This is a genomic window from Mycobacterium sp. (genome assembly GCF_032162605.1).
In the GTDB taxonomy this organism is placed as follows: domain Bacteria; phylum Actinomycetota; class Actinomycetes; order Mycobacteriales; family Mycobacteriaceae; genus Mycobacterium.
The window spans coordinates 1-12983 of the sequence record NZ_JAVROT010000396.1; the positions used below are offsets into that span (position 1 = coordinate 1).

The 12983-nt window shown below is 65.0% G+C and carries 5 protein-coding genes and 1 pseudogene; 4 read left to right on the forward strand and 2 right to left on the reverse strand.

Annotation, left to right across the window (positions count from 1 at the left end):
• Both QOI01_RS22610 and QOI01_RS22615 read right to left on the reverse strand, forming a co-directional pair.
• Window positions 1-336 (reverse strand): annotated as a pseudogene (locus tag QOI01_RS22610) (SAM-dependent methyltransferase); the annotation flags it as partial.
• Window positions 337-574: 238 nt separating this feature from the next.
• Window positions 575-1828 (reverse strand): glycosyltransferase, encoded by a 1254-nt coding sequence (locus tag QOI01_RS22615; protein WP_526384904.1) that lies wholly within the window; start codon window positions 1826-1828, stop codon window positions 575-577.
• A 164-nt stretch (window positions 1829-1992) separates the two neighbouring features.
• On the opposite strand from QOI01_RS22615, the gene mtf2 reads away from it, so the two are divergent.
• From mtf2 to QOI01_RS22635, 4 genes are all read left to right on the forward strand, one after another.
• Entirely contained in the window at window positions 1993-2772 is a 780-nt protein-coding gene (mtf2, locus tag QOI01_RS22620; RefSeq protein ID WP_526384906.1) for a fatty-acid O-methyltransferase Mtf2, read from the forward strand.
• Between the two features lie 111 nt (window positions 2773-2883).
• A complete protein-coding gene (locus QOI01_RS22625) occupies window positions 2884-3138 on the forward strand; it encodes a hypothetical protein (protein WP_526384908.1) in 255 nt (84 codons plus the stop codon).
• 665 nt (window positions 3139-3803) lie between these two features.
• Window positions 3804-4034, forward strand: a complete 231-nt coding sequence (locus QOI01_RS22630) for an MbtH family protein (RefSeq protein WP_526384909.1) — start codon at window positions 3804-3806, stop codon at window positions 4032-4034.
• A gap of 23 nt (window positions 4035-4057) precedes the next feature.
• Window positions 4058-12983: amino acid adenylation domain-containing protein (locus QOI01_RS22635; protein WP_526384911.1), on the forward strand; the 8926-nt coding region annotated here is incomplete at its 3' end.

Below are 12983 nucleotides of genomic sequence, written 5' to 3' on the forward strand. Positions count from 1 at the left end.
CATGACGCCGTCGTTACTGCCGATCTCGACGACGAATGCATCCTTACCGCTCGCGCCCGTTTCGATGATTTGCCGAGCGACATCCTCGAAATGCTTCCGGATCATCAAGGAACCGGAAGCACGGTAGGGATAATCTGCGCGATACATCTGATTTGGTGGAACCTCGTTGATCTGCTGCACCATGGTGCACGACCCACAGAGTCCAATGGCAAGCCGGAAGAACGGCACCAGGTCGCCCTCGTCCAGTTTGACGAATGCGTTCGACACGGGCTGGCGTCCGAGGTCGAGAACCTCGCGAACGACACCGCCGCAAATACGGCATCTGTGGTCAGTCAAAGGTCTCCCCTATCTCGCATGTTTGGTGGCTCCAAGTTCGCCAGCGGGGGCTGTCGTCTCACCGGTGAGCCTAAGACACTGGTCCAAGTCGTCGAAGCATTTCGTTGACGACATGTAAATCTTGCCCGGCTGCCGCCAGTGTCAATATCCGTCGCCATGCCGTTGTGTGGATGATCAGTGTTCTTCACCGCTGCGTCGGCCACAGCGAACTCGAGTTCGAAGCGCTGACCACTGGCCGTCAGCGTTCTTTCCGCTGGGCGGCATGTTCGAATAGATCGGCCGCCTTCTCGACGCTTTCGCCGGGTTTGGTCATCCGGGTAGCGAGCTCTCGGGCGCGCGCGGTGCATTCCGGGGTGAGGATCGTACGCAGATCCGTGATGAGCGAATCGCTGGTCGTGGTGGAAAAGCGACGAGCGGTGCCGACTCTCAGTCGTTTGATCTGGTTTCCCCAGTATGGCTGATCTGCCGAGCTCCAAAGGATCAGCGTTGGAATACCGGCGCGCAGGCTCGCAGCTGTGGTGCCCGATCCGCCGTGGTGCACGACGGCCCGGCAGGAGGCAAAGACCGTCGCGTAATTCACAACACCCACCACTTTGACGTGATCGGGTATTGGGACGTCGCTGAAGTCCGTGCCGCCGGCGCACACCAACGCTCGCTCACCCAACTCTGCGCATGCCGCGCTGATCATTTCGACTGTGTCGGTCGGAGATTCGAGCGGGATACTGCCCGTGGCGAAGCAGATCGGCCGCGATCCGCCAGCGATCCACGACTCGACTTCATCATCGGCCTCCGTAGTCAGCTCCATCGTGAGCGCACCGACAAAAGGTCGCTGGCGCTCCCATTTCGTCCATTCCGTAGCCAAACCAGGCACCGAAACATCGTCATAGGCTTGAATTTCGAGCGATCCAAGTTCAGCGATACGCCGCGACGACTGGCCGGTCGCCTCTGGGAGGCCCAGCTGACGACGCTGAGTGTTGTCGACCTTCTTCGTCGACAGCCAGAACAGCCACTCGGACACCGACCCTGCGCAGCGCACCAATGACGACGGCAACAGCGGCACCAGCTGGCCGTTGGGCCGCATCGGGAAGTGATGTAGCGAGACCAATGGAATGTCGTAGTGCTCTGCCACATTCGCAGCCGGCTGCTCGAAATTCAGCCCGGTCGACAGTAGATCAGCCCCGTTGGCCAGCGCCGCCAGCGTCGTGCCCGTCTGCTGCCAATACCGGATGATGGGATCCCAGAGTTCGCGCAACGACCGGGCCGGGTTGCGGAACAGTTGCGTCCAGAAGTTGCGGAGGAAGTCCTCGTCCAGGAAGTCCTTCAGCGCGGGGCCGTACGAGACTGTGGCAAGCCCAGCCGCCTCGGCGAAGTCGACGAGGTCGGGTGGGACGGCGAGCGTGACGTCGTGACCTCTGCGTACGAGTTCCCGGCCGACCGCGACGGACGGCTCGACGTCCCCGCGAGTTCCGTAGCATGCCAACGCAAACTTCATCGAGCTTCCTGGCCTTTCACGTATCGACGACGGTCGGCGCGTCGTGTTATGACTACATCGTCGACGGGCTCCGCGCCAGCAAACGCTGCTCTCGAAACTCCAATTTCTGGAATACTGCGCCCATGGTCCTCCGCAATCATGTACGCGAGTCCCGAGACCGATTCTTGTTCAACCTGAACGAGCAGTTTACGCAGCGTGTTCAGAGATTCATTTACCGCTACGCGACCCGCAGGCTTGACGGCGACGATGTGGTATTCCTGAACTACGGCTACGAAGAAGATCCGGCGATGAGCGTGCCGCTCTCGACATCCGACGAGCCGGATCGCTATTCCATTCAGCTTTACCACAGCACGGCCGCACAAGTAGACCTCGCCGGCAAACGGGTGTTGGAGGTCGGTTGTGGACATGGCGGCGGAGCCTCATATCTCGTGCGCACCATGCACCCGGCGTCATATACCGGGCTGGATTTGAATCCCGCCGGCATCGACTTTTGCCGAAATCGACACAAGCATGCAAGCCTTGACTTCACGCAGGGCGATGCCGAGGAACTACCGTTCGCTGACGAGTCGTACGACGCCCTTATCAATATCGAATCCTCCCACCTGTACCCACGATTTCCACGCTTCCTCACCGAGGTCGCGCGGGTGCTGCGACCAGGCGGACACTTCCTCTACGCCGATGCTCGAACCTCCTACGACATCGCCGGTTGGGACGAGGCGCTGGCGAAGGCGCCGCTACAGATGGTTTCGGAGCGGGGGATCAACGCCGAGGTCGTGCGGGGCATGGGGAAGAATTTGGAACGGTGGCAGGACGTGATCAATCGGGTCGCACCGGTACCCCTGCGCGGGGTGGTCCGAAGATTCGCCCCGGCGCAGCGAGCCTATGAGGACTTGCGTAGTGGGGGTTCGTCGGAGTACCGGATGTACTGCTTCACGAAGGCTTAGACGAGTCCGTCGTCCCGGATGTCCTCTACTGCAGGGGGATTCATGAGTCGAGCGCACCGTTCGACGGGAGTGTCACGATTCCCGCCGGCGTTCGGGCGTATAGTCGGCCGGATGGACCTGGGCAAGTCGCTCGAACGTAGCCTGAATTGGCTGTCGACGCCGAGGTACTTGCCGGGCCGTCTGGAGATGGAAACCAAGCGCGGGAAGCGTCTCGAGCTCGAGGTCGTGTCCTTCTCCATTCGAATGCCGATCGCCGGTGGCGCGATGCTGAAACTCCCGGTGTTCCTGATGGTCATGCCGGCTGGATCTTCGCCGGTCGACGGATCACAGGCCCGCTCCGACCGGGACGACAGCGAAGCCGTTTAGCCCGTCGGCCGTCGAGCAAGCTCGAACGACCGGTCACGCAACGATTGACGCAGTCAGTTCAGCAGGGCTTCCGTGCAACCCTTCCGGTTGAACGATGACGTCTTACGCTGTCTCCGATCCGAAAACCCGTCGCCCCAGCGTATTTCGTGCCCGTCGCCGCCTGGCGATAGGAGCCTCGAGGTGCTCGTCACCTCGGGGCCAGGGCAACCCGCAGTCGCAATGCCCGCAATTGCCGCTCGCGTCAGCGGCCCCGTCACTACCTTGACAAAGATCTGAATAATGAATTTCTAGCTATATCCCGAAGCCTGCTAAACGATTTTCAAGCGATGGATCGAGCGTAGGAACAATACCTTTTGCCTGATATGCACGCGGTTGCTGAGTTCGATCCAATTGCGGACACCTGCAGTCGGTTATTGACTCAATGGGAACAAACCACAGTACTTTCACAATGTAGCAATATTCGCAATAGGTTGAGGCCTTCAGATTTTCACTCTGACCAGTACGAACACTGAGATCATAAAGTTCTGGTTAATTGCTGTGCTAGGCTCGCGAAGATCTTCGACGGTTGCTGGCAATGGCACTTCGCGGAAAACTTGGACGCCGCGCTGCAGCCCCCCGTATGTTTGCGATATGTTTGCGACATCCGCTTAGCAACTTGGAGAAACGTGAGCATCAATCCATTCGACGACGACACCGGTAACTTTTTCGTGTTGGTCAACGACGAAGAGCAGCACAGCCTATGGCCGAGCTTTGCTGACGTACCGGCTGGCTGGCGGGTGGCCTACGGAGAAGCGGAGCGCGCTGCGTGCTTGGAGTTCATCGAGCAGAACTGGACTGATATCCGGCCAAAGAGCCTGCGTGACAGATTGGCGCAGGGCGGGGCTCTTGAGCGCTAAATCGTCTGCGGGGGAGTTGAACAATGGAACCTAACGACGGGGCATTCGCGCTTTCGCGCGGACAGTTGGACATTTGGCTATCGCAGGAAAGCGGTCTGGCCGGTACGCAGTGGCAGCTCGGCCTTTTGGGACGAATCGACGGCACGGTACAGCGCGAGGTTCTCGAACGGGCGATCCGCCAAGGCATGAAAGAAGCCGAACCTGCCAGAGCGGCATTCTTTGAGCGGAACGGCCAGGTCTTCCAGAAGGCGATCGACTACTCAGACATCGAACTTCCCTTCCATGACCTCAGGAATTCCGACGATCCCGACCACGCCGTCCGCGAGATGGCCTCAGCCATTCAACACACGCCGATGCCGCTCAACGGCCGGCTGGCTAAGTTCGCGCTGTTCCGCACGCGGTCTGACGAGTACTACTGGTTCGGGGTTTGTCATCACATTTCCGTGGACGGATTGGGGATGGCGCTGGTATGCCGACGAATCGCAACGATCTACACGGCGATGGTGCGGGGCGAGCCCATTCCGCCCGCCTACTTCGGCACCCTGCGTGACCTGGTCGATTGCGAGTCGAATTACCAAGCGTCCAGCGACTTCCAGGACGACCGGGACTACTGGAGCGCGAACCTCCCACCGGAGAGCGGACTGGACTACCGGCTTCCCGGAGCGGCCAACCAGCGCGATGCGTACACCCCGTCCGCGACCGTTCCGGTAGACCAGTCAGTCGTCGGACACATCAAGGAGCTGTCCAAGAGCCTGCGGATTCGTCGCTACTCGGTCACCACCGCGGCATGCGCACTCTTGGTGCGGGCGTGGTCCGCCGGCAGTTCAGAGGTGGCGCTCGACTTCCCCGTCAGCAGGCGAGTTGCCTCGGAGTCGAAGACACTCCCCGCGATGCTTGCCGGGGTGGCACCCTTGGTACTGCAGGCTCCACCGGATTGGACGGTTGGCGAGTTCTGCCAGCATGTCGACGCACGAATCCGAGAACTGTTGCAACATCAGCGGTTTCCAGCGCACGTCCTCGACGGCGGCCCACGGCAGACGTCGAACCGGGTGGCGGTCAACTTCATCCCGTCCCGACTCACGCTGGACCTCGCTGGTGCACCGGTCACGGTGTCGTACACCAATCACGGTCCCATGGGGCACTTCGGGCTCTTCTTCATCGGTGCCAGCGATCAACTCTTTCTCAGCACCGCTGGAGCTGGGCAGCCGTATGCGGATTTCGAAGTCGCCGAGCTGGCGCAGCGCATACAGCGGATCGTGGCGGCGATGGCGGCCGATCCGGACCGCCCGTTGTCGTCGCTGGAACTCCTGGACGCGGATGAGCACGCCGAGTTGGCTCAGCTCGGCAACCTGGCCGGGTTGACCCCGCCCGCCTCCGGGCACGTGTCGGTTCCCGAGTTGTTTGCCGCACGGGTGACGAGCGCTCCCGAGGCGGCGGCGCTGACCTGTGAAGGCCGCTCGCTGACCTATCGCGAGCTGGATGAGGCCGCCAATCGGTTGGCGCATTTGCTGGCAAGCCAGGGTGTCGGCGCGGGGGAGCGGGTGGCGCTGCTGTCGCAGCGATCGGCCCAGGCCGTGATCGCGATTCTGGCGGTACTCAAGACCGGCGCGGCGTATCTGCCGATCGACCCGTCGGTGCCGGCCACGCGGTTGGACTTCATCCTCGCCGACGCCACGCCGATCGCCGTGCTCACCACTTCCGGGCTGCGCTCGCGGCTGGACGGTTACGACGTCGCAATCATCGACATCGACGACCCCGATGTCGCAGCTCAACCCAGCACCGCAGTGCCCGGTCCCGCCCCCGACGACATCGCCTACGTCATCTACACCTCGGGCACCACCGGCGCACCCAAGGGGGTGGCGGTCACCCACCACAACGTCACCCAGCTGATGGCGTCGCTGGATGCCGGGCTGCCGAACCCAGGGGTGTGGCCGCTGTGCCATTCCCTGGCCTTCGACGTCTCCGTGTGGGAGATCTGGGGCGCGCTGCTGCGCGGCGGGCGGCTGGTGGTGGTACCCGAATCGGTGGCCGGATCACCCAAGGAGTTCCACGACGTGTTGGTCGGGGAACGGGTCACCGTGCTTACTCAAACCCCGTCGGCCGTGGCGATGCTCTCGCCCGAAGGTTTGGAGTCGACGGCGTTGGCGGTGGTTGGCGAGGCCTGCCCGCCGTCGCTGGTGGAGCGGTGGGCACCCGGACGGGTGATGATCAACGCCTACGGCCCGACCGAGACCACGATGTGCGTGGCGATCAGTGCGCCGCTGACACCCGGATCCGGTGTCGTCCCGATCGGCTCCCCGGTACCCGAGGCGGCGCTGTTCGTGCTGGACACCTGGATGCAACCGGTACCTGCGGGCATCGTCGGTGAGTTGTACGTCGCCGGCGCCGGCGTCGCGTGTGGGTATGTCGGCAGATCCGAGTTGACGGCTGCGCGGTTCGTGGCGTGCCCGTTCGGAGCGCCGGGAGCGCGGATGTATCGCACGGGTGATCTAGTGCGGTGGGCCGAAGATGGTCAACTGCAGTACCTGGGCCGCGCCGACGAACAGGTCAAGATCCGCGGTTATCGCATCGAACTCGGTGAGGTCCAGGCCGCACTGAGCGCGCTGGACGGAGTCGATCAGGCCGCGGTAATCGCGCGTGAGGACCGCCCCGGCGACAAGCGGCTGGTCGGTTACGTCACCGGTACCGTTGATCCGGCCATGGCCCGCACCCAGCTGGCAGATCGGTTACCGGCGTACATGGTGCCGGCCGCGGTGGTGGTACTCGAGGCGCTGCCGATGACGCCCAACAACAAACTGGACACCCGCGCGTTGCCCGCCCCGGAATACCGCGGGCGCGGTAGTGACTACCGGGCGCCGGGCACCGCGGTCGAGGAGGTCCTGGCCGACATCTACGCGCAGGTGCTGGGTGTCGAGCGGGTCGGTGTCGACGACTCGTTCTTCGACCTGGGCGGGGACAGCATCCTGTCGATGCAGGTGGTGGCCCGGGCGCGGGCGGCCGGTGTGCTGTGTCGGCCGCGCGACGTCTTCGTCGAGCAGACCGTGGCGCGACTGGCCTTGGTGGCCGAGATCGCCGGCGGGGAGGCCGACGTGGTCGATGAGGGCACTGGTCCGGTGGTGGCCACCCCGATCATGCGTTGGCTGGACAGTGTCAACGGCCCGGCCGACCAGTTCAACCAGACGTTGGTGTTGCAAGCTCCCGCGGGAGTGACCGAGGCCGACGTGGTCGTCGTGCTTCAGGCACTGCTGGATCGGCATGCCACGCTGCGCCTGCGCGTCGTGGACGAGTCGCGCTCCGTGCCCGAGGTGGGGGCGGTGGACGCCAGTGATTGCCTGTCGTCCGCAGACGCGTTGTCCGACGAGGCGTTGATAGCGGCACGGGCCCGGTTGAACCCGGCCGCCGGGGCGATGCTCAGTGCGTTGTGGGTGCCCGACACCGGCCAGTTGGCGTTGATCATCCACCACCTCGCGGTCGATGGGGTGTCCTGGCGAATTCTGTTGGAAGACTTGAACATCGCCTGGGCCCAGCATGACAGCGGGCAGCCCGTGGAGTTGCCGACCGGGGGAACGTCGTTTGCTCGCTGGTCCGCGCTACTGGATGAACACGCGCGCACCGCAGACGTGGTCGGGCAGGCCGACACGTGGCGGCGGGTCTTGACGACTCCGGCGGCGTTGCCCGCGGTGCAACCGACGGACACCTATGCCAGCGCGGGGCGCCTGTCTGTGGAGCTGGATTCCGAGACCACCCGCCTGCTGCTCGGTGAGGTGCCTGCGGCGTTTCACGCCGGGGCCCAGGACGTCCTGTTGATCGCATTCGCATTGGCCTGGAACGAATTCCTGGGCGCCGCAAGCACACCGATCGGCATCGACGTCGAGGGCCACGGCCGCCACGAGGAGCTCGCCGGCAATGTCGACCTCTCGCGCACGGTGGGGTGGTTCACCACCAAGTACCCGGTGGCGCTGGCCGTTGGTGAACTGTCCTGGACGCAGGTGACCGCCGGGGCGGCCGCGCTCGGCCCGGTCGTCAAGGCCGCCAAGGAACAGCTACGCGCCCTGCCCGACGGGCTGACCTACGGACTCCTGCGTTATCTGAACGCCGATGTCGAATTGGCCGGGTCGGAGCCGACCATCGGATTCAACTACCTCGGGCGGCTCGGCGCAGGCGCGGGCGAGCTCTCCGATGAACTGTGGCGGATCAGCGAAGGCAGTTTGCCGGCGACGGAAACGGCATCGGCGGTGCCGATGCCGTTGGCCCACACGGTGGAGCTCAACGCAGGCACCATGGACTCCGATCGCGGACTGCGCCTACAGGCCAGCTGGACGTGGGCGCCGTCTGCAGCGGACCACGCGCAGGTGCACCGGCTGAGCCGGTTGTGGTTCGAGGCCCTGGCCGGAATCTGTGCGCACGTGCAACACGGCGGCGGCGGGCTAACACCCTCGGACCTCGTCTCGGCCCGCCTGACCCAGCAGCAGCTCGACGAGCTGGCGCAGCAATACCGGATTGCCGACGTGCTGCCGCTCACCCCGTTGCAGCAGGGCCTGCTGTTCCAAGCCAACTTCGACGACAGCTCCGCCGACGATGTGTACGCGGTTCAGCTTGGCATCACCGTGACCGGCGCCCTTGATCCCAAGCGCCTGCGCGATGCGGTGCACACCGTCATCGCCCGCCATCCCAATCTGGCGGCGCGCTTCTGCGATCGGTTCGACGAGCCGGTGCAGGTCATCCCGGCGGATCCCGACATCGCTTGGCAATATCTCGAACTCGATGTCGATGAACAGATCGAAGCGTTGTGCGCCACCGAACGGGCCGCGGTTTGCACGCTTGCTGACAAGCCGGTCTTCCGAGCCGCGCTGATCCGTACTTCAGCCAACCGGCACCGGCTGGTCCTGACCGTGCACCACATCGTCATCGATGGCTGGTCGCTGCCGATCCTCCTGCAGGAGATCTTCGCCGACTACTACGGGCAGCGGCTTCCTGCCGCCGCGCCATACCGCAACTTCGTCAGCTGGCTCGCCGCTCAGGACCGCGCCACCGCTCAGGCGACGTGGCGGGAGGTGCTCGGCGGTTTCGACAACCCCACCCTCGTGGGTCCGCCGACCCAGGCCGGGGCGCGAAGCGTCGGGACCTTTACCGTGCCCGAGCACACCACCCGGGCGCTGACCGAGCTGGCACGCGCACAACGCACCACGGTCAACACGGTGTTGCAGGCGGCGTGGGCTCAGCTGCTGATGTGGCTGACCGGCCAGCATGACGTGGCATTCGGGACGGCAGTATCGGGGCGGCCTGCTGACTTGGTCGGCGCGGAATCGATGGTGGGCCTGCTGATCAACACCGTGCCGGTCCGCGCGAACGTCACCGCCGCGACCACCGTCGCCGACCTGCTTGGTCAGCTGCAGGGTTTCCACAACGACACCGTCGAGCACGAACACCTCGCCCTCGGCGAGATTCATCGCGTCACCGGTCACGACCGGCTGTTCGACACCCTCTTCGTGTACGAGAACTATCCAATCGATGCCGACGCGCTGCTGGGCGTGCAGGAGTTGGCCGTCACCGACTTCACCAGTCGCGAGTACAACCACTACCCGCTCTCGGTGGTGGCCATGCCGGGTCACGAACTGGGCCTTCGCGTCGAATTCGACACCGACGCGTTCGACGAGGCTGGCATCGAAACCCTGGTCAATCGGTTGCAGCGGGTGCTGGTGGCCATGGCCGCCGATCCCACCCAACGGTTGTCGGCCATCGACCTGCTCGAGCGCGACGAGCACGACCGACTGGACGCCTGGGGCAACCGGACGGTGTTGACCGAGCCGGCACCCACGCTCCAATCGATCCCGGCGTTGTTCGCCGCCCAGGCGGCCCGCGCCCCGAAGGCGGTGGCGATCAGCTGCAGTGGTCGGTCGTGGACCTATCGGGAGCTCGAGGCGTCCGCGAACCGGCTGGCCCATGCCTTGGCTCGTCAGGGTGCGGGCCCGGGCGAACGCGTGGCTCTGCTGCTGCCCCGCTCCGCCGAGGCAGTGGCCGCCATCCTCGCGGTGCTCAAGACCGGCGCGGCATACCTGCCGATGGACCCCGCGCATCCCGACACCCGGATCGAGTTCATGCTCGCCGACGCGGCGCCGGTCGCCGCCGTCACGACGGCAGACCTGCGCCCGCGGCTCGCCGGGTCCGGCGTGTCCGTCCTCGAGGTCGACGACCCTGCCATCGACTCCCAGCCGAGCACCGCGTTGCCCATCCCGGCTGTGGACGACGTCGCGTACATCATCTACACCTCGGGCACCACCGGTGTCCCCAAAGGGGTTGCGGTCACTCACCGCAACGTCGCCCAGCTGCTGGAGTCACTGGACGCCGAGCTGGCGCTGGGGCAGGTGTGGACACAGTGCCATTCCTTGGCCTTCGACTATTCGGTCTGGGAGATGTGGGGTGCGCTTCTGTACGGTGGGCGACTCTTGGTCGTGCCCGACGCGGTCGTCCGCTCCCCGGAGGACCTCCACGCACTCCTGGTCACCGAACAGGTCAGCGTGCTGAGTCAGACCCCGTCGGCGTTCTATGCGCTGCAGACAGCCGACGCGCTACACCCCGAGCTGGCACAGCAACTGAAACTTCAGACCGTGGTGTTTGGCGGTGAAGCGCTTGAACCGCAACGCCTTTCGACCTGGCTGCACAGTCACCCGGGACTGCCACGCATGATCAACATGTACGGGATCACCGAAACGACGGTGCACGCCTCGTTCCGGGAGCTCGGCGAAGGCGACCTCGACAGCAACGTCAGCCCAATCGGCGTGCCGCTGGAACATCTTGCCTTCTTCGTGCTCGATGGGTGGTTGCGGCAGGTGCCGGTCGGTGTGGTCGGCGAGCTCTATGTGGCCGGTGCCGGACTGGCAGCGGGATATGTGGGCCGGTCGGACCTCACCTCGACGCGATTCGTCGCGTGCCCCTTTGCGGGGCCCGGGGCGCGGATGTATCGCACGGGCGATCTGGTGCAGTGGGGTGCTGACGGTCAGCTGCGATATGTGGGACGCGCCGACGAGCAGGTGAAAATCCGCGGGTATCGCATCGAATTGGGCGAGGTTCACGCGGCGCTGGCCGGTGTGGACGGGGTGGATCAGGCGGCCGTGATCGCACGCGAGGACCGTCCGGGCGACAAGCGGCTCGTGGGTTATGTCACCGGGCCCGTCGACCCGCCCACGGTGCGCGCGGCGTTGGCCGAGCAGCTACCCACTTACATGGTGCCCGCCGCTGTGGTGGTGCTGGAGGCGCTACCGCTGACGGTCAACGGCAAACTCGACACGCGTGCCCTGCCTGCACCCGAGTACCAGGGCGCCGATCGGTACCGCGCGCCAGTAGATGCGGTGGAGCAGATTCTGACCGGCATCTACGCCCAAGTGCTCGGTGTCGAGCGGGTCGGGGTGGACGACTCGTTCTTCGACCTCGGCGGGGACAGCATCTCGTCGATGCAGGTGGTGGCTCGGGCCCGGGCGGCCGGTCTGCGCTGCCGACCGCGCGACATCTTCGTCGAGCAGACCGTGGCCCGGTTGGCCCAAGTGGCCGTCTTCGCCGACGGCGAGGCCGCAGTGAGCGACGAGGGCACCGGTCCGGTGGTGGCCACCCCGATCATGCGTTGGCTGAACGGCATTGGCGGCCCGGTTGATCAGTTCAATCAGACGGTGGTGCTTCAGGCCCCCGCGGGAGCCACCGAGGACGACGCCGTCGTCGTGCTGCAGGCCCTGCTGGATCGGCACGCCATGTTGCGGTTGTGCGCAGAGCACTCCGGCGACTGGTCGTTGACCGTGCCCGAGCCGGGGTCGGTCGATGCGCGCGGGTGCCTGCACGCGGTCGACGCGTTGACGGATGAGGCGTTGGTGGCGGCCCGGTCGCGGTTGAACCCGGCCGCCGGGGCAGTGCTGACTGCGCTGTGGGTGCCCGGCACCCGCGAGCTGGCATTGATGATTCACCACCTGGCCGTGGATGCAGTGTCGTGGCGAATTCTGTTGGAAGACTTCAACATTGCCTGGGCGCAGCATCACAGCGGACAGCCGGTGGAAATCCTGGCAACGGGTACGTCGTTTGCCCGGTGGTCCGCGCTACTGGATGAGCACGCGCGCACCGCAGACGTGGTGGAGCTGACCGACACCTGGCGCAAGGTCGCGTCGACCCCCGCCGCGCTGCCTGCCGTACAACCGGAGGCGGACACCTATGCCAGCGCCGGGCAGTTGTCGACGTCGTTGGACGTCGAAACCACTCGGCTACTGCTTGGTGAGGTGCCTGCGGCGTTTCACGCTGGCGTGCAAGACATTCTGCTGATCGCGTTCGGGTTGGCGGTGGCGGAATTCTTGGGCACCGGCGGGCAACCGATCGGGATCGACGTGGAGGGCCACGGCCGCCAGGAGGATTTGGTAGAACTCGCGGGCGACATCGACCTGTCACGGACGGTCGGCTGGTTCACCACCAAGTACCCGGTGGCGCTGGACGTCGATGAACTGTCCTGGGCGCAGGTGAGCGCCGGGGCGTCCGCGCTCGGCCCCGTCATCAAGGCCGCCAAGGAGCAGCTTCGCGCCCTGCCTGATGGTCTGACCTACGGACTACTCCGCTATCTGAATCCCGACGTGGACCTCGCCGGGACTGACCCGGCCCTTGGATTCAATTACCTTGGGCGCCTTGGTGCGGGCGCGGGCGAGCTCTCCGATGAACTGTGGCGGATAGACCAGGACGCGGTGTCGGTCATTGCAGCTGCCACGGCGGTGACCACGCCGCTGGGACACACCGTGGAGCTCAACGCGGGCACCATGGACACCGAAGCCGGTCCGCACCTGCATGCGACATGGACGTGGGCGCGCTCAGCGCTTGATCAGGAACAGGTCGGACGGCTCGGGCGGCTCTGGTTCGAGGCCCTGGCCGGGATCTGTGCACATGTGCAAAACGGTGGCGGCGGGCTGACTCCTTCTGATGTCG